The organism is Mesorhizobium loti CJ3sym, assembly GCF_000472785.1.
Classification (GTDB): domain Bacteria; phylum Pseudomonadota; class Alphaproteobacteria; order Rhizobiales; family Rhizobiaceae; genus Mesorhizobium; species Mesorhizobium loti_E.
The window spans coordinates 53,881-70,644 of the sequence record NZ_AXAL01000024.1 but is presented as its reverse complement, the minus strand read 5'-3'; the positions used below and the strand labels follow the sequence as shown (position 1 = coordinate 70,644).

General features: G+C 63.0%; 17 protein-coding genes. 4 read left to right on the top strand and 13 right to left on the bottom strand.

Features of this window, described 5'->3' with window-relative positions:
* Positions 1–112 precede the first annotated feature (112 nt).
* Both mmsB and A3A9_RS0127900 read right to left on the bottom strand, forming a co-directional pair.
* Positions 113–997 carry a 3-hydroxyisobutyrate dehydrogenase gene (gene mmsB, locus A3A9_RS0127905; RefSeq protein WP_027061580.1) on the bottom strand — a complete coding sequence of 295 codons (885 nt, stop codon included), beginning with the start codon at positions 995–997 and terminating at the stop codon, positions 113–115.
* A gap of 26 nt (positions 998–1,023) precedes the next feature.
* Complete coding sequence (locus A3A9_RS0127900; RefSeq protein WP_027061579.1) at positions 1,024–2,190, bottom strand: isobutyryl-CoA dehydrogenase; 1,167 nt, start codon at positions 2,188–2,190, stop codon at positions 1,024–1,026.
* 149 nt (positions 2,191–2,339) lie between these two features.
* Here A3A9_RS0127900 and A3A9_RS0127895 point away from each other — a divergent pair, with 149 nt between their 5' ends.
* Positions 2,340–2,954, top strand: coding sequence for a dimethylsulfonioproprionate lyase family protein (locus A3A9_RS0127895; RefSeq protein WP_027061578.1), 615 nt, complete (start codon positions 2,340–2,342; stop codon positions 2,952–2,954).
* Positions 2,954–4,429: a cobyric acid synthase gene (locus A3A9_RS0127890; RefSeq protein WP_027061577.1), complete on the top strand. Its 1,476-nt coding sequence runs from the start codon at positions 2,954–2,956 to the stop codon at positions 4,427–4,429. Before A3A9_RS0127895 ends, A3A9_RS0127890 begins: the two co-directional genes overlap by 1 nt.
* 3 nt (positions 4,430–4,432) lie before the next feature.
* On the opposite strand, the gene A3A9_RS0127885 is transcribed toward A3A9_RS0127890, so the two are convergent.
* From A3A9_RS0127885 to A3A9_RS0127870, 4 genes are all read right to left on the bottom strand, one after another.
* Entirely contained in the window at positions 4,433–4,852 is a 420-nt protein-coding gene (locus tag A3A9_RS0127885) for a VOC family protein (protein WP_027061576.1), read from the bottom strand.
* Between the two features lie 72 nt (positions 4,853–4,924).
* Complete coding sequence (locus A3A9_RS0127880; protein WP_027061575.1) at positions 4,925–5,755, bottom strand: helix-turn-helix domain-containing protein; 831 nt, start codon at positions 5,753–5,755, stop codon at positions 4,925–4,927.
* A gap of 103 nt (positions 5,756–5,858) precedes the next feature.
* Positions 5,859–6,029 carry a hypothetical protein gene (locus A3A9_RS45335; protein ID WP_080680744.1) on the bottom strand — a complete coding sequence of 57 codons (171 nt, stop codon included), beginning with the start codon at positions 6,027–6,029 and terminating at the stop codon, positions 5,859–5,861.
* 53 nt (positions 6,030–6,082) lie between these two features.
* Positions 6,083–6,868 carry a TSUP family transporter gene (locus A3A9_RS0127870; RefSeq protein WP_027061574.1) on the bottom strand — a complete coding sequence of 262 codons (786 nt, stop codon included), beginning with the start codon at positions 6,866–6,868 and terminating at the stop codon, positions 6,083–6,085.
* A 135-nt stretch (positions 6,869–7,003) separates the two neighbouring features.
* Here A3A9_RS0127870 and A3A9_RS0127865 point away from each other — a divergent pair, with 135 nt between their 5' ends.
* Positions 7,004–7,435, top strand: a complete 432-nt coding sequence (locus A3A9_RS0127865) for a TerB family tellurite resistance protein (protein WP_027061573.1) — start codon at positions 7,004–7,006, stop codon at positions 7,433–7,435.
* Positions 7,436–7,450: 15 nt separating this feature from the next.
* Here A3A9_RS0127865 and A3A9_RS0127860 read toward each other — a convergent pair whose 3' ends face one another.
* From A3A9_RS0127860 to A3A9_RS0127840, 5 genes are all read right to left on the bottom strand, one after another.
* Complete coding sequence (locus tag A3A9_RS0127860) at positions 7,451–9,073, bottom strand: ABC transporter ATP-binding protein (protein ID WP_027061572.1); 1,623 nt, start codon at positions 9,071–9,073, stop codon at positions 7,451–7,453.
* On the bottom strand, positions 9,070–9,939 hold the full coding sequence (locus A3A9_RS0127855) for an ABC transporter permease (protein ID WP_027061571.1): 870 nt from the start codon (positions 9,937–9,939) through the stop codon (positions 9,070–9,072). The genes A3A9_RS0127860 and A3A9_RS0127855 overlap by 4 nt, the downstream gene beginning before the upstream one ends.
* Complete coding sequence (locus A3A9_RS0127850; RefSeq protein WP_027061570.1) at positions 9,936–10,883, bottom strand: ABC transporter permease; 948 nt, start codon at positions 10,881–10,883, stop codon at positions 9,936–9,938. Before A3A9_RS0127850 ends, A3A9_RS0127855 begins: the two co-directional genes overlap by 4 nt.
* Positions 10,884–11,139: 256 nt before the next feature.
* Positions 11,140–12,618 (bottom strand): ABC transporter substrate-binding protein, encoded by a 1,479-nt coding sequence (locus A3A9_RS0127845; protein ID WP_027061569.1) that lies wholly within the window; start codon positions 12,616–12,618, stop codon positions 11,140–11,142.
* A 124-nt stretch (positions 12,619–12,742) separates the two neighbouring features.
* Positions 12,743–14,020, bottom strand: coding sequence for an acetylornithine deacetylase/succinyl-diaminopimelate desuccinylase family protein (locus A3A9_RS0127840; RefSeq protein WP_027061568.1), 1,278 nt, complete (start codon positions 14,018–14,020; stop codon positions 12,743–12,745).
* 221 nt (positions 14,021–14,241) lie between these two features.
* On the opposite strand from A3A9_RS0127840, the gene A3A9_RS0127835 reads away from it, so the two are divergent.
* Positions 14,242–14,673: a L,D-transpeptidase gene (locus A3A9_RS0127835; protein ID WP_027061567.1), complete on the top strand. Its 432-nt coding sequence runs from the start codon at positions 14,242–14,244 to the stop codon at positions 14,671–14,673.
* 70 nt (positions 14,674–14,743) lie between these two features.
* On the opposite strand, the gene A3A9_RS0127830 is transcribed toward A3A9_RS0127835, so the two are convergent.
* Together A3A9_RS0127830 and A3A9_RS0127825 are read right to left on the bottom strand one after the other, a co-directional pair.
* Positions 14,744–15,730 (bottom strand): lipid A biosynthesis lauroyl acyltransferase, encoded by a 987-nt coding sequence (locus tag A3A9_RS0127830; RefSeq protein ID WP_027061566.1) that lies wholly within the window; start codon positions 15,728–15,730, stop codon positions 14,744–14,746.
* Between the two features lie 5 nt (positions 15,731–15,735).
* Complete coding sequence (locus tag A3A9_RS0127825; protein ID WP_027061565.1) at positions 15,736–16,764, bottom strand: zinc-binding dehydrogenase; 1,029 nt, start codon at positions 16,762–16,764, stop codon at positions 15,736–15,738.

The following is a 16,764-nucleotide window of genomic DNA, read 5'->3' as shown; positions in this document are numbered from 1 at the left end:
GCAGTCCGTTTTATAGTGACATCGTTACCGCCGGGTTATCGAGAGCTTAAGCAAATCTAAATTTGGCAAGTTTCTCGCAAGGCAGGCGTAAAAACCTAATTGTATTGGCAACTTATGGATTGGCGCCGCGTAGAAAATTAATGATCCCGGAAAAGTCGGCGCCGGCATGGCCCTGCGCGTTGAACAGCGCATAGAGCTGTGCCGCCTCGGCACCCAGGGGGGTGACGGCGCCAGCACCTTGTGCTGCTTCCTGGGCCAGTTTCAAATCCTTCAGCATCAATGCCGCGGCAAAGCCGGGCTTGTAGTCGCGATTGGCGGGCGAGGTCGGCACCGGGCCGGGCACCGGGCAGTAGGTGGTCAGCGACCAGCATTGGCCCGACGAGGTCGAGGCGACGTCGAACAGTGCCTGATGCGACAGGCCGAGCTTTTCCGCCAGCACGAAGGCCTCGGCGACGCCGATCATGGAAATGCCGAGGATCATGTTGTTGCAGATCTTGGCCGCCTGGCCGGCGCCGTCGCCGCCGCAATGGACAATGCGCCCTGCCATGGGCTTCACGACCGGTTCTGCGGCGGCGAATGCATCGTCGGAGCCGCCCGCCATGAAGGTCAGCGTGCCGGCGGTGGCGCCACCGGTGCCGCCCGAAACCGGCGCATCGACCGACAACAAACCGTGTTTGGCTGCTGTGGCATGCGCCTTGCGCGCCGACTCCACGTCGATCGTCGAGGAATCGATGAACAGTGCTCCTGTCTTTGCCTTGGGCGCGATATCTTCATAGACCGACACGACATGCTTGCCTGCAGGCAACATGGTGATGACGACATCAGCGTCCTTCACCGCAGCAGGCGCATTGGCCATGATGACGACGCCATGCTCGCGAGCGATCGTCAAATTCTCCGGCATTAGATCGAAACCGTGCACTTGATGCCCGGCCTTAACCAGATTGGCAGCCATCGGATTGCCCATATTGCCGAGGCCGATGAAGGCGATCGTTGTCACTGTCTCTCTCCCGAAGTTTGCTGGCTTCAGCGGCCAATCAACGCCCGCGCAATGATGACGCGCATGATCTCGTTGGTGCCTTCGAGGATTTGGTGCACCCTGAGGTCGCGCACCAGCTTCTCGATGCCGTAATCGTGCAGATAGCCGTAGCCGCCGAGCAGTTGCAGCGCATCGTTGGCGACGGTAAAGCCGGTGTCGGTGACGAAGCGCTTGGCCATTGCTGACCATTTGCCGGCGTCCGGTGCCTTGCGGTCGAGTTTGGAGGCTGCAGCATAAAGGAAGATGCGCGCTGCCTGCAGCTCTGTCTCCATGTCGGCCAGCCTGAACTGAAGCGCCTGGAACTGGTTGATCTTCGAACCGAAGGCCTTGCGCTCGGCGGTGTAGGACAGCGCCTTGTCGAGCGCCGATTGGGCGCCGCCCAGCGAACAGGCGGCGATGTTCAACCGGCCGCCATCGAGCCCGGCCATCGCGATGCCGAAACCTGCGCCTTCACCCGACAACAGGTTCTCCGCCGGCACCTTGCAGTCCTCGAAGATGACCTGGCGGGTCGACTGCATGTGCCAGCCCATCTTGTGCTCGTTGGCGCCAAAGGAGAGGCCGGGCGCATCTTTCGGCACGACGATGGTGGAAATGCCTTTTGGCCCGTCGGCACCGGTGCGCACCATGACGGCATAGACGTCGCTGTCGCCGGCGCCCGAGATGAACTGCTTTGCGCCGTTGAGGACGTAGTCACCGCCATTCTTGACCGCGCGGGTCTTGAGCGCCGCCGCATCGGAGCCCGAGCCAGGTTCGGTCAGGCAGTAGCTCGCCAGCCATTCCATCGAGGTCAGCTTCGGCAAGAAGCGTTGGCGCTGCTCGTCATTGCCGAAACGGTCGATCATTGACGCCACCATATTGTGGATCGAGATGAAGGACGAAAAGGCAGGGTCAGCGTGCGACAGCGCCTCGAAGATCAGCACGGCGTCCAGCCGGCCAAGCGCGGAGCCGCCGACATCGTCCCTGACATAGATTCCGCCGAGACCGAGCGGCCCGGCTTCGCGGATCACATCGGCCGGGAAATGCTTTCTGCGGTCCCAGTCGAGCGCATTTGGCGCGACATGATCGGCGGCGAAGGCCTGCGCCATCTCCTGGATGGCGCGCTGTTCCTCGTTGAGTTCGAATTGGCTGGTGCTCGCATCGACCGCGGCGTCCATGGCGTGCTCCCTGTGTTTCCCCGGCTGGGGGTTGGCTTGCTGGCCTGTTGTTTTTGGCTTTGCGCGCGCACCAATCTAGACCAATGATGCCGCCGCGCAACCCGACCTCCGCAGAGCGGCTGTGCATCAATGTATGTCCGGAGCGAGACGTGACGACAGAATTCAATGAACTGCTGCGACGGTTCCACGCCTATCTCGCTTGCGTGGACAACGCCCTGGTACGCGACGCCGTGGCGCGGATCGGCTGGGACATGACTGCCCGTGCACTGGAGCCGCGACCGCTTACCTGCCTGCGCCATCTCGATCGCGCCGCGGAATTGGCCCCGCCGGCCGCGAAACCATTGGTGCAATTGCTGGCGCAACAGCGCAACGCATTGCGCTGGGGACAGACCTATGGCGAGGCTGACTTCGGCCAGGCGTTCATCGACAATTACGGCTGGCTGGAAATGTTCGGCACGCGTGGCCATTTCGCCAATGACGAGGTTGCTGCCGGCTTGCTGATCCTTGGACCTGATATCGTCTATCCCGACCACCATCATGTCGCCGAGGAGATCTACATTCCGCTGACTGGCGGCACGGAATGGCGGATGGGTGAGGGCGGTTTTCGCGAGCGGGAGGCCGGCGAGGTCGTCCACCACGCTTCCAATGTCAACCACGCCATGCGCACCGGAAAAGAGCCGTTGCTGGCGCTTTATATCTGGCGCGGCGGGCCGCTTGCGGCCAAATCCACGATCACCGGTGGCACGACGCAGGGCCGGCGCTGATGGCCAAAGCAATCATGCTGCAAGGCACGGGTTCCGATGTCGGCAAAACGGTGCTGGTCGCGGGGTTGTGCAGGGCCGCCAGGAACCGCGGACTGAGGGTGCGGCCGTTCAAGCCGCAAAACATGTCGAACAACGCCGCCGTCGCCGATATTCCCGGCGACAGCAACCATGGTGGCGGCGAGATTGGCCGCGCGCAATGGCTGCAGGCGATCGCTTGTGGCGTTGCGCCGTCAGTCCACATGAATCCAGTGCTGCTCAAGCCGCAGACCGATGTCGGCGCGCAGGTCATCGTCCAGGGCAAGGTGTTCGGAGAGGAGCGGGCGCGCGACTACCAGGCGCTGAAGGGCCGGCTGATGGATGCCGTTCTGGACTCCTGGGGCAAGGTCGGCGAGGGCGCCGATCTCGTCATCGTCGAGGGCGCCGGTTCGCCGGCCGAAATCAACCTCAGAAGCCGCGACATCGCCAATATGGGTTTTGCCACGCGTGCCAATGTGCCGGTGGTGCTGGTCGGCGATATCGATCGAGGTGGCGTCATCGCCTCTGTCGCCGGCACGCATCTGATCCTGCCGGAAGAGGACCGGCGCATGATCGTCGGCTATCTCATCAACAAGTTTCGGGGCGATATCTCGCTGTTCGATGACGGCCTGAAGGCGATCGAGAGATTCACGGGATGGCGCTGTTTCGGTGTCGTTCCGTGGCTGAAGGCGGCGGCGCGGCTGCCTTCGGAGGATTCCGTGGTGCTTGAACGGCTGGCGTCCGGTGAGGCACGCGCGCTGAAGGTGGCGGTGCCGATGCTTGGCCGCATCGCCAATTTCGACGATCTCGATCCGCTCAAGGCTGAACCGCAGGTGGAGGTGGTGTTCGTGCCGCCCGGTAAGCCGCTGCCGGCTGATGCCGGGTTGGTGGTTATTCCCGGCTCCAAGTCGACGATCGGCGATCTCATAAGATTCCGCGAGAACGGCTGGGACCGGGATCTTGCCGCGCACCGCAAACGGGGCGGCCATGTCGTCGGCATTTGCGGCGGTTTTCAGATGCTTGGCCGCACCGTGCGCGATCCTGACGGCATTGAAGGCAGTGTCACTGAAGCAGAAGGGCTCGGCCTGCTCGATATCGAAACGGTGATGGAGCCGGAGAAGACGGTCCGCAATGTCAGCGCGCGCTCGGTTCCGTTCGGCCTGCCGCTCGTGGGCTACGAAATCCATCTCGGCCGCACCACCGGACCGGATACACTGCGGCCATCCGCCGTCATCAATGGCATCGATGACGGCGCGATCTCGGCCGATGGCAAGGTGATCGGCACCTATATGCACGGCCTGTTCGGCGCCGACGCCTTTCGCGGGAAATTCCTTGAAAGCCTCGGCATCAAAGGCGGCAGCATCGACTATCGCGCCGAGGTCGAGCGGGCGCTTGACGAGGTCGCCGCCGAGCTGGAAAGCCATCTCGACTGCGACGCGATTTTTGCATTGGCTCGTTAGGACCTATGCCTTTTCGCCCGCCTTCGGCCAGTAGGTGCCGAACGACCAGACACCGCCTTCCGGATCGCGGCAGATGAACTCGCGGCTGCCATAGTCACGGTTGATCAATTCCTGGATGATCGTCGCGCCGGCCTGCCTGGCCTTGGCATAGGCGGCATCGGCATCGTCGACGGCGATATAGATCGATTTGCCCCCGCCTGTGCCGGGCTCGCCGACCATCTTGCCATAATCGTCGTCGCGCACCGTGCCCAGCATGATCATCGAGGAGCCGAAGACCAGTTCGGCGTGGTGCACGATATCGCCTTCACCGTAGCGGGCGCGGACGCTGAAGCCGAAGGCTTTGCAGAGCCAGTCGATCATTTTCGCCGCATTTTTGTAGCGCAAAGCAGGGTAGAGCCGAGGGGCTTCAGTGGTGATGGGCATGGGAACCTCCTTCATTTGGGTTGGTCGATAACCCACTCTGGACAAAGGCCGTTCCAGGGTCTTGAAGAAATGTTACCTGCCGACAAGCGCTGTTGGCGTCTCGCCGGCAAGCACTCGGAACTCGCGCACCAGATGCGCCTGGTCGGCGTAGCCGCAATCGGCGGCGATATCCGCCCAGTCGACAGCCGACTGCCGCGACAGGCCGAGCGCCCGGTTGAAGCGCACGATGCGCGACAGGGTTTTGGGACCGATGCCGGTTGCGTCGGTGAATTTTTCGGCGAGATGCTTGCGGCTCCAGCCCAGTCGTTCGGCGAGCGATGCAATGCGGGTCCGGCCGCCCGATGTGATGATGCGGTCATAGGCCCAGGCGATTTCCAGCGGCGTTTCGGCAGCATTCGCAAGACGGGCGGCGACGAAGGCTTCGGCAAGGTCGAAACGCGCTGCCCAGTCCGGCGCATTGCCAAGCTGTTCGCGCAGCGCCATGCCCTCGGTGCCCAAGACGTCGTCGAGCACGACCATGCTGTCGGTCAACTCGCTCATTGGCAGGCGGAAGAAGCGGCGCGCCCCAAGCGGGGTGAAGTTGACCTGGACACAGCAGGCGGCACCGAAGGATTCGATCAGCACCGGCCCGGCAAAGAGGCCGGCGGCGAAACTGGCGAAGCGGTCATTGTCCCCGGGCGCCTTGCCGAGGCCGATGGCGAAGGGTTCAGCGAAGCTGATGACCAGCGGAACGGTCAGCGATGCGTATTCGACATTGCGGAAATGGCCCACTGCGGTTTCGCGATAGCCGCAAATGTCGGTGACGATACCATCAAGCGCTGCATCGGGAAGGCGCCGGCGCATCTCGAAACGCCCTGCTATGGAGCGGTCCTGTTCTTTCCGGTGCTCCATCTCGATCGGCATTGGCCATCCTTCTGCCCGGCGAATCTAGCAGACCCTTGCTCAGAATCAAAAGCGCCCGGCTTTTGGCCGGGCGCTCTCCGTCCCCACTTCAAGGGAAACTCTGTCAGGCGCCGCGCATCAGGCAGCCGATGGCCAGGACGACGAATGCGATGGTCACGATCCAGACCGAGGCCAGGGGAATGAACGCCACAATGCCGAGAGCTGCCAGAACGCCGATGATGGCGATAACAACTGCAATGATGAAAACGATCTGTGTGGGTGCGCTGAGATTCATGCTTGGCTCCTCCTCAACATGATTCGAACAGCGGCATTGTAACAGGCGCGTGATCACACACCAATCATGACACGCAGCGGGTTGGCGGGATCGGCCAGCAGCTTCACCGCTAGAGCCAGGCAGACGACCACCAGCAGTGGCTTGATCAGTTTGGCGCCGATGCGCATGGCAAGGCTGGCGCCGAGGCGGGCGCCCAGGAACTGGGCAACGCCCATCATCAGGCCGATCTTCCAGGAGATGACGCCGACGGCGGCAAAGACAATGAAGCCGCCGATGTTGGAGGCGAAGTTGAGCAGCTTGGTGTGCGCCGTCGCCTTGAGCACGCCGTAGCCGGCAAGCGCGACGAAGGCCAGCATATAGAAGGAACCGGCGCCGGGGCCGAACAGGCCATCATAGAAGCCGATCGCCGGCACAAGGGTCAGTCCAAACAGGAATGGCGACAGGCGCTCGGCCCGGTCAACGTCATTCACGTTCGGCTTGAGCGCGAAATAGAGCGCAATGGCGATCAGCACCAGGGGCAAGAGGGCGCGCAGGACGTCGCCAGGCACGATGGTTGCCAGCAAGGCGCCTATGGCACTCCCGACCAGTGCCAGCAGCGCCGAAGGCACTTGCCGGCGCAGGTCGACATGCCCCTTTGAGGCATAGTGGATGGTCGCCGACCCGGAGCCGAACATGCCTTGCAGCTTGTTGGTTCCAAGCGCCTCGACAGGCGAGAAACCGGCGAGCAGCAGCGCGGGAATGGTGATCAGCCCGCCGCCGCCGGCAATCGAATCGACAAAGCCCGCGGCAAAGGCGGCGAAGGCGAGCATGGCGATTGTCTGGGTGGTGAGGTCGATCATCTGATATGCGGAGACGTCCGGTCGGCTGGATAGTGGCGTTCGACCACGACCGCCCTGTTTGCGCAAGGCCGATTCCGCGCTACTTCTATTCCAGCGCGTCGCGCCTGGATTTGTATTGACCGGAAAGAGGCCCTGATGGCATTCGCATTGCTGGACCAGATACGCTCGATCTTCGATGGCGACCCGGGCGTGCGCAAGGTCGCGGACGATCCGGTGCTCTCGGCGGAACTGCTGATGCTGTTTCGCATGATCCTGGCCGACGGGACCGTCAGCGAGAGCGAGATGATTGCCTTCCGGCGCATCTGCAAGGATGCGTTCGACATTCCGGAAACCAGCATCGATGCGGTCATCGAATATCTCAACGAGTTCGGCTACGAGACCAATGGCTCGCAGGCGATTGCGCTGTTTCGCGATCTCGATGTCGAACGGCGCAAGCAGTTGGCGCAGCACATGGCGGAGATCGCCAAGGCGGATTCGCAACTGGCCGAGAGCGAGGTGCGCCTGCTGCGCCGCACGCTCGACCTGCTCGATATCAGTCCCGTCGATGTGGTGAAGCCGGAAGAATAGGGCCTAACACCTCACTCATCCTTGCTCTTGAATCTTTCGGGCGATCGCCCGGTGCAGGTCAGGCGCGGCATTTACAAGTGCCTTGGCGGCCTCGGATTGCGGATGGTCGAGCACCTCGTTCGTCTTGCCGCGCTCGACAATCTTGCCGTCATGCATGACCAGGACCTCGTCGGTGATGGCACGGGCGACGGTCAGGTCATGGGTGATGAAGAGATAGGCGATGCCGAGCTTCTGGTTGAGCTCGGCGAACAGATCGAGGATTTGCGCGCGGATCGAGACGTCGAGCGCCGAGACAGGCTCGTCGGCGACGACCAGTTTCGGTCGGGTGATGATGGCGCGGGCGATTGACAGGCGCTGGCGCTGACCGCCTGAGAATTCGTGTGGGTACTTGTCCATGTCGCGCGGATCGAGACCGACTTCGTGCAGCGCATGCGCCACCATTTCGCGACAATCGGCGCGCGTCGGTTTCTTCTCCAGCAAATGCAAGGGCTCGGCGACCAGTCTTTCGACCTTCTGGCGCGGGTCGAAGGAGCCGTAGGGGTCCTGGAAGACGACCTGCATGTCGCGCCTGGCCGGCTTCAACTCGGCTTCGCTCTTGCCGGTGATGGTTTCTCCACGAAACCGGATGGTGCCCGAACTCGGCCGGTCCAGCGCAAGGATCATGCGCGCGAGCGTCGACTTGCCACAGCCGGAGCGGCCGACCAGCGCCACCGACTGGCCCGGCGCCATTGACAGGGAGACATCGTCGACGGCGCGGATAGCGGGCGCGCGCTGGAACAGAGAGGTGCGCCGGCCCGGATAATCGCGCGTCACGCCTTCGACCTCAAGCAGCGGCTTGGCCGATCCGACGGCGTGAACCTTGGCGCGCGCCGGCACATGCATCGAAGCCTGCGCCAGCTGGCGTGTGTAGGGGTGGAGCTGTTCGGACAGCGTGCGCACCGTGTCGCCGGCCTCCATCACCTCGCCGCGCCGCAGGATGGTGATACGGTCCGCCATCTCGGTCACCACGGCCAGGTCATGCGAGATCAGCAGCAGGCCCATGCGGCTCTCCGCGACAAGGTCGCGCAAGAGGTCGAGGATCTGTGCCTGCAGCACAACGTCGAGCGCTGTCGTCGGCTCGTCAGCAATCAAGAGCTTCGGCTTCAGCGCGCAGGCAATGGCAATGACGACACGCTGGCGCTGGCCGCCGGAGAGTTCGTGCGGATAGCGCGACAGCGGGAATTTTGCCTGGGGCAGGCCGACGCGGTCGAGCATTTGTCGCGCCCGTTCTTCGGCGGCCGCGCGCGTGGCCTTGGTGTGCCAGCGTATGCCTTCGGCCACCTGCTCGCCGATGGTCTTGACCGGATTGAGCGCCGTCATCGGCTCCTGGAACACCATGCCGATGTCGTAGCCGCGCAGCGCGCACATCTGGTCCTCGGTTGCGGCGAGGATGTCGATGCCGTCGAATGCGACGCGGCCTGTGGCCCGTGCGGCATGCGGCAGGAGTTGCATGAGCGTCAGTGCGGTCATCGACTTGCCCGAACCGGATTCGCCGACCAGTCCCAGCACCTCTCCGGGCGCGACGGAGAGTTCGATCCCCTTTAGGATCGGCGTGTCGCCGATCGCCAGCGACAGGTTCTCGATCTCCAGCAAGCTCATCGCTGCCGCCGCGATTTCGGGTCGAGAATGTCGGCGATGCCGTCGCCAAGGAGGTTCAGGCCGAGCACGGTGATGACGATCGCCATGCCGGGAAAGATCGCCATCCATGGCGCGACCACCATGCGGGTCTGCGCGTCGAACAGCATGCGGCCCCAGCTCGGCATGGGCGGCTGCGCGCCGAGGCCGAGATAGGAAAGTCCGGCTTCGGCGAGGATGCCCAGCGCGAATTGGATGGTGCCTTGCACCAGGAGCAGCGTGGCGATGTTGGGCAGCACATGTTCGATCGATATCTGCGTGCTGCTCTTTCCCGCGGCACGAGCGGCAAGGATGAATTCGCGCGGCCAGATCGCCATCGCGCCGGCGCGGGCGACGCGGGCAAAGACCGGGATGTTGAAGATGCCGATGGCGAGGATGGCGTTGACGGCGCCCGGCCCGAAGATGGCTGTTATCATGATGGCCGACAGCAGCGCCGGGAAGGCGAAGACGAGATCGTTGATGCGCATTAGCGCTTCGTCGACCAAGCCGCTGCGTGCGGCGGCAAAGGCGCCGAGGGGCACGCCGACGCCCATGCCGATGCCGACCGCGACCAGCGCCACGGCGATCGAATTGCGGGCGCCGACCATGATCATCGACAGGATGTCACGGCCGAAATGGTCGGTGCCGAACCAATGCGCCAGCGAAGGGCCTTGCGTCTTGTCCGCTATGACCAGCTTCGTCACGTCGTAAGGCGTCCAGATATAGGACACGACCGCCATCGCCAGGATCAGCAAGGTGATGACGAAGCCGGTGACGAAAGCTGTGTTCCTGAATGCCTTGGCCAGGATGGAGCTGAATGTCTCTTCGGGGATGTCGACGTGGAGGGTCATTGCCGGCTTCTCAGACGCGGATCGACGACCGCATAGGAGAGGTCGACGACGAGGTTGACGGCAATGACGGCGGCGACCAGCAGCATGACGACGCTTTCGACGACGATCAGGTCGCGCTGGGTTATCGCCTGGAACACCAGCCGGCCGAGGCCGGGGAGATAAAAAACATTCTCGATGATGATGGTGCCGGCGAGCAGGAAGGCGAATTGCAGGCCCAGAATGGTCAGCACCGGGATCATGGCGTTGCGCAGCGCGTGGCGCCACAGGACAGTGCGGTAGGGCAGGCCCTTGGCGCGGGCGGTGCGGATATAGTCCTCGTTCAGCACCTCGATCAGCGCCGAACGGGTGACGCGCGCCAGGATGGCTGCTTGCGGCAAGGCAAGGGCCACCGCAGGAAGAAGCAGGGATTTCAAGGCTTGCCAGGCGCCGGCTCCCCAGCCGGGAAAGCCACCGGCCGGGACCAGCCGCAGCCAGACGGCGAAGACATAGATCAGCATCAGCGCGAACCAGAAATTTGGCACGGCGACGCCAAGCTGGGCCGCACCCATTGAAATCGTGTCGCCGGCCCGGCCGCGCCGGCTGGCGGAAAACAGGCCGACGGGTATCGCGATGATGGTGGAGAGCGCCAGCGCGATCAGCGCCAGGGGCAGCGAGACGGCAAGCCGCTCCCGCACGAGATCGATGACCGGCACCGAATAGGTGTAGGAGCGACCGAAATCGAGGCTGAGCAGGCCGCCAACCCAGTGCAGATAACGCCAGACCATCGGCGCGTTGAGCCCCATCTGGTTGCGCAGGAGTTCCACCTGGTCGGCGCTGGCGTTCATGCCCAGCATCAGCCGCGCCGGGTCGCCGGGCAGGATCTCCAGCACGGCGAAGACGACCATAGAGGCCAGCAGCAGGGTGGCGAGGGAGATGGCCAGGCGTTTGAGGAGGTAGGCGGTCATGGGAGGTGAGGGGCCGGAGCGTCGTCTAAGGCGAACAACCGGTGACGGTTGAGTTCTACGGCGCCCCCCTCTGTCCTGGCGGACATCTCCCCCTCGAGGGGGGAGATCACTCTCTCACCACGACTTTCACCAATCGCCAACGTTGCATGGTCGGCGGCAACGTTGAGATTGCCAATCTCCCCCCTTGAGGGGGAGATGCCCGGCAGGGCAGAGGGGGGTATGACGGAGCGCAAGCGGCGCCCTTTGGCTACCACCCTCACTCGCTCCACTTCACCTTTGTCAGGTCGTTGGCGGGGATCGGTGCGTTTTCCCAGAGCCCTTGCAGCTTGGCGTCCCAGACTCCGACCTTTGGCAGTTCGTAGAGGAAGCCGACCACCGCATCGTCGGCCAGGATTGTTTGCGCTTGCGCATACAATTCCTTGCGCTTGGCCTCGTCGGACGTCACGTCCAGATCGGCAATCACCTTGTTGAAGGTGGGGTTGTCGTAATTGAAGTAGTAGTCCTTGCGCGAATAGATATCGATGTCGTTGGGCTCGGTGTGGGAGACGATGGTCAGGTCGTAGTCCTTCTTGGTGAACACCTGATCCAGCCACTGCGCCCATTCGACCGGGATGATTTCGAGGTTGATGCCAACGTCGCGGAGCTGCGATGCGATGATCTCGCCGCCGAGTCGGGCATAGGACGTCGGCGGCAGCTTCAGTGTGGCCTTGAAGCCGTTCTCCAGTCCCGCCTCCTTCAGCAATTCCTTGGCTTTGGCGACGTCGTGCGGATAGCGGCCGGTGAGGTCGACATAATATTTGTTGGCCGGTGACATATGCGAGCCGATCGGCAGGCCGAGGCCGGCCGAGGCGCCGTCGATGATCGCCTTGCGGTCGAGCGCGTAGGAGATTGCCTGCCGCACCTGCAGCTTGTCGAAGGGCGGCTGCTTGTTGTTGATGGACAGGATGGTCTCGCCTTCGGTCGCGCCGACCACGACCTTGAAGCGGGGATCATCCTTGACCTGAGCGACGCTGTCGGGATCGAAGAAGGGGAAAGCCTGTATGTCGCCCGAAAGCAGCGCCGGCACGGCCGCCGCCGCATCGGGAACGACGCGGAACTCGACTTTTTCAAGGAAAACAGGGGCGCCCCAGTAATGCTCAGCTTTCACCAGGGTGATTGATGAACCCTTGGCCCAGCTGTCGAACTTGAAGGGGCCGGTGCCAACAGGCTTCTCCTTGTTGGTATCGGCGGATTTCGGCGACACGATCACCGCGTCGCCCCAGCCCATATTGTAGAGGAACGAGCCCTGCGGGTGGGCGAGCGTCACCTTCACGGTGGCGGGGTCGACCACCTCGACCTTGTCGATGGCGGCAAACAGCTGCTTTTGCGCGTTGAGGGAGTTTTCCGCGCGGGCACGGTCGAGCGAGAACTTCACGTCGTCGGCGCTGAAATCGGCGCCGTCGTGGAATTTCACGCCGGTGTGCAGCTTGAAGGTGTAGACCTTGCCGTCATCGGAAATGGTCCAGCTCTCGGCCAGATCCGGCAGGACCTCGCTGTTGGGGCCGATGCGGGTAAGGCCCTCGAAGACATTGGCGTAGGTGACCTCCCTGATGGCCGCGGCCGCTCCCGCCGTCGGGTCGAGATGCGGGGGTTCAAGCGGAATGCCGATGACGAGGTCGGTCCGGGCGGCAAACGCCGAGGTCGCGGTTGCGACCGCCAGCACGGCAGCGGCCAGAAGGGTCTTCCACAGTTTCATCGCTGAACTCCCCATGTGCTCAAATGCTCAAGCCTTGGGATAGAAGCGTGATTTCGCGCGGGAGTAAATTGCGTTTCGTGCTGTCGCGTCGCGCCAGGAGAAATGTTTTTGCGCCGCGGGCCACTCATCCGGTTGTGCCGCGCAGCAGCACGTTGAGCCCGATCGCCATCACCTTGGCCGATTCCACCATGTCCGAAATCCCGACCCATTCGTCCGGCCGGTGGGCAAGGTCGAGAATCCCGGGTCCATAGGCGATGCAGTCGTAGATATGGCCGATGCGGGCAATGTGCTTCTGGTCGTAGGTGCCGGGCGAGATGACATAGTCGGGCTCGCGGTCGAAGATCGCATGAATGCCTTGCGCAACAGCCTTGACCACCGGCGCGTCGCGCTCGGTCATCAGCGGCAACACTTCCATCAGGTCGCGGATTTCATAGTCGAACTTTTTGCGGTCGCGCTTCAGCCGTTCGAGAATGCCGGTCACCTCGCCTTTGACCGTTGCGAGATCTTCCTCGAGCAGGAAGCGGCGGTCGATGGTCAGCCTACAAGAATCGGGCACGTTGGGCGAGGGCAGGCCGGGCCGGAAATCCTCGGTCTGGCCGCCATGGATGGAATTGATGTTCATGGTCGAGCGTTTTGCACCTTCGGGCACGACCGGCATGCGCGTCATCTTGCGGTCGAGCGCCGGAAACAGTTCGTCCTCGAAAGCCCGTAGCACCGCACCCATATGGCGCACCGCATTGTCGCCCAAAAACGGCATCGAGCCGTGCGCGATCTCGCCCTTGGTCTCGATTTCGGCCCACCAGACACCGCGGTGGCCAAGGCAGATGCGGTCCTTGTTCAACGGCTCGGGGATGATGACGTGGTCGACCCTGGGCTTCGAGAAATAGCCGAGCCCAGCCAGATGAGCGACGCCGCCGAAGCCGCCGGATTCTTCGTCCACCGTGCCCGATATCTCAATGGCGCCGGGAAAATCGGGATAGACCTCCATGAAGGCCTCGGCGGCGATGATCGAGGCGGCGAGGCCGCCTTTCATGTCGCAGGCGCCGCGTCCATAGACCTTGCCGTCCCTGACGACGCCGGCAAAGGGATCGACTGTCCAGCCGTCGCCGGCCTCGACCACGTCGATATGCGAATTGAAGTGAACGCAGGCGCCGGGTGAGCGGCCGTCGAACCGGGCCACGACATTGACGCGCGGGTAGCGATCGCTGTCGCCGGGCGTACCCTCGGCGCGGATGAACTCGGTCTCAAAACCGCTCTTCTTCAATCGCGCGCCAAGATATTCGGCGCATGGCCGGTAGGCTTCGCCGGGCGGATTGATGGTCGGAAACCGGATTAGGTCCGTGGTCAGCGCGACGACGTCGTCGCGCCTTTCATCGATTGCTTGCAAGAGTCGTTCGTTCATCGGGAGAGTTGAGCAGCGATCGGCGCTGCATTGCAAGCCCGCCGGCAATCAAGTCCGTGCGACGTGTCGTTGCGGCAACTATCGCGGGAAATCGTTCAAATTCGCTGCTTTGGATTGGGGAATTGATCAAGGAGTGTGTGTTATCCCGTTCACCTGCCATTAAAAAGATGAAAAACATCGTGAGGGCAGACAGGCAAGGGCAATCAAAGGGGTTTGGTCGCATGAAGAAGTCTTTTCTAGTCGCAGCGGCGATGTTGGCAACCGCGCTGTTTGGCGCGCCGGCCGCCAGCCATGCGGCCATGTTGGAAGCGAATATCGACGTGTCGTCGCAGACGATGACGGTCAGATATGGCCTGTCGGTTTACCGGTGGACCGTGTCCACGGCGCGTCCCGGCTATTTCACGCCGCGTGGCACCTATCGGCCGCAGCGCCTGGCCCGGATGTGGTATTCGCGCAAATACCATATGTCGCCGATGCCTTATTCGGTGTTCTTCCATGGCGGCTATGCCATCCATGGGACGGGTGCTGTCAGGCAGCTTGGCCGGCCGGCCTCGCATGGTTGCGTGCGGCTGCACACGGCCAATGCCGCGACCTTCTATTCGATGGTGCAGGAAGTCGGCTTCGGCAACACACGCATTGTCGTGACCAACTAGCAGCAAGCGGTTCGCCTGACATAGATGCTGTCGGCCGGCGTGGAACTCGCGGTTCTCGCCGGCGACTTGCTCAACTGGTCGCGGCCGGCGCCTTTGCCGGGGGCCGCTTCTTGCGCCGCCAGTTGCTGATCTCCCACCTTTTGTGGAACCACATCCACTGGCCGGGATCCTCGCGCACCCAGCGTTCGACCACGTCGTTCAGCATCTGGGTCGTCGCCTGGACGTCGACGCTGCCGTCAGCCGTGCGTGGCAAGACCAGCTTGTCCTCGATCTCGAGCCGGAAACGGTTGCCCGGCAGCCTGATGCAACGCGCGGGATAGACGTCGCATTCGTAGTGGCGCGCAAGGGTTCCGAGCACCCGGTTGCTCTGGCAGGGGCGGTCGAAGAAGATCGTGTCCAGGCCGTTGGAGAATTTCTGGTCGACCAGGACGCCGATATTGCCGCCATTCTCCAGGACACCCGCCAAGGCGAATGAGGCGCCGGCCATCGACGGCAGCAGCGAGCCCATGGTCGAGCGGCGCGTCGAAAGGATGTAGTCGGCGAGGTAGGGGTTGTTAGGCGGGCGAAACAGCGCCGTGATGTTCATGCCGAAGGTGGCTGCCGCCACCGGCAGCAGCTCGAAATTGCCGAGATGGCCGGTAAAGACGATGTGCGGCTGCTTTTCGGCGGCGATCTCGACGAAATGCTCTATTCCCTTGACCTCGACGCGGCCGGGTTTGCTAGCAGCCGGGTCATAGTCGAACAGGGCGTCGAGGAAGATGTATTCGGCGGCGAGGCGAGCCATGTTGCCCCACATGTCGGAAGCGATGGCCTGGATTTCGTCCTCGCTCTTGTCCGGATAGGCCTTGCGCAGATTGTCGATGGCGACCTGGTGGCGTCCGACCCTGGGACCAATGAGGCGTGCGATGCGGTCGGCGAAATTCAACGCGCTGTCGGCAGGCAGCAGGCGCAGTATCGAGATGATGATCATCGCCGCGCGGGCAACCAGCCAGTAGTTCAGCTGGCGCAGTTGCCTGCCGTAGCGATACCTCAGATCCCGGCGAAACTTCTTGAACACAGGCTTTAGCCGACGCGCAGGATGATCTTGCCGAAGACGTCGCGGCCTTCCATGCGCTTCAGCGCGGCATCGATACCGTCGAAGCCGACTTCGGTGTCGATGACCGGCGCAACCTGTCCCGCCGCCATTTTCTGCATGGCGTTGGCCATGTTCTCCATGCGGCAACCGAACGAGCCGAGCAGTTTTAGTTGCTGCTGGAACAGCTGCATCAAATTGATCTGCGTCGACACGCCTGATGTCGAGCCGCAGGTCACCAGGCGGCCGCCGCGCTTCAGGCACAGCATCGAGGCGGCAAAGGTGTCGGCGCCGACATGTTCGAACACGACATCGACGCCCTTCTTCTTGGTCAGCTTGCGCACGATGCCTTCGAAACGGTCTTCGCGGTAGTTGATGACGTGGTCCGCGCCGAGCGCCTTAGCCCTGTCGATCTTCTCATTGGAGCCGACCGTGGTGATGATGGTGCAGCCCATGCGCTTGGCCAGCTGGATCGCCGCCGAGCCGATGCCGGAGCCGCCGGCATGGACGAGGATTGTCTCGCCGGGTTGCAGTTTGGCGTTGTCGAACAGCATGTGCTCGACGGTGCCGAAGGTGACGGGCGCGACAGCTGCGCCGATGTCGGTCACGCCGGGCGGGGCGGGGACCAGCAGGCGCGCCGGCAGGTTGATCTTTTCCTGCGCGAAGCCATCCAGGTGGAAGCCGTGAACGCCCGAAACATGTTCGCAGAGATTGTCGCGGCCTTCGCGGCAGGCCCGGCAAAGGCCGCAGGTGCGCGCGCCGTAGATCGACACCAATTGTCCAGGCCGCAGGCTGGAAACGCCGGGACCGACGGCCTCGACCTCGCCTGAAGCTTCAGCGCCGACGACCAGCGGCAGCTTGCGCTTGGCGAAGGCCATGCCGCGCCAGCCCCAGACGTCGATGTGGTTCAGCGCCACGGCCTTGATGCGCAGCGTTACTTCGCCGAGTGCGGGCGGTGGCGGCGGCGGCAGGTCCACCGTTTCAAGACGGCGGTCCTCGATAAGTTGCAGTGCGCGCAT

Coding starts and splice junctions, on each gene's coding strand:
- A3A9_RS0127900 (WP_027061579.1), bottom strand. CDS start 2,190: ATGGACGCCGCGGTCGATGCGAGCACCAGCCAATTCGAACTCAACGAG.
- A3A9_RS0127855 (WP_027061571.1), bottom strand. CDS start 9,939: ATGACCCTCCACGTCGACATCCCCGAAGAGACATTCAGCTCCATCCTG.
- A3A9_RS0127860 (WP_027061572.1), bottom strand. CDS start 9,073: ATGAGCTTGCTGGAGATCGAGAACCTGTCGCTGGCGATCGGCGACACG.
- A3A9_RS0127850 (WP_027061570.1), bottom strand. CDS start 10,883: ATGACCGCCTACCTCCTCAAACGCCTGGCCATCTCCCTCGCCACCCTG.
- A3A9_RS0127840 (WP_027061568.1), bottom strand. CDS start 14,020: ATGAACGAACGACTCTTGCAAGCAATCGATGAAAGGCGCGACGACGTC.
- A3A9_RS0127885 (WP_027061576.1), bottom strand. CDS start 4,852: ATGCCCATCACCACTGAAGCCCCTCGGCTCTACCCTGCTTTGCGCTAC.
- A3A9_RS0127890 (WP_027061577.1), top strand. CDS start 2,954: ATGGCCAAAGCAATCATGCTGCAAGGCACGGGTTCCGATGTCGGCAAA.
- A3A9_RS0127870 (WP_027061574.1), bottom strand. CDS start 6,868: ATGATCGACCTCACCACCCAGACAATCGCCATGCTCGCCTTCGCCGCC.
- A3A9_RS0127865 (WP_027061573.1), top strand. CDS start 7,004: ATGGCATTCGCATTGCTGGACCAGATACGCTCGATCTTCGATGGCGAC.
- A3A9_RS0127845 (WP_027061569.1), bottom strand. CDS start 12,618: ATGAAACTGTGGAAGACCCTTCTGGCCGCTGCCGTGCTGGCGGTCGCA.
- A3A9_RS0127825 (WP_027061565.1), bottom strand. CDS start 16,764: ATGCGCGCACTGCAACTTATCGAGGACCGCCGTCTTGAAACGGTGGAC.
- A3A9_RS0127835 (WP_027061567.1), top strand. CDS start 14,242: ATGAAGAAGTCTTTTCTAGTCGCAGCGGCGATGTTGGCAACCGCGCTG.
- A3A9_RS45335 (WP_080680744.1), bottom strand. CDS start 6,029: ATGAATCTCAGCGCACCCACACAGATCGTTTTCATCATTGCAGTTGTT.
- A3A9_RS0127880 (WP_027061575.1), bottom strand. CDS start 5,755: ATGCCGATCGAGATGGAGCACCGGAAAGAACAGGACCGCTCCATAGCA.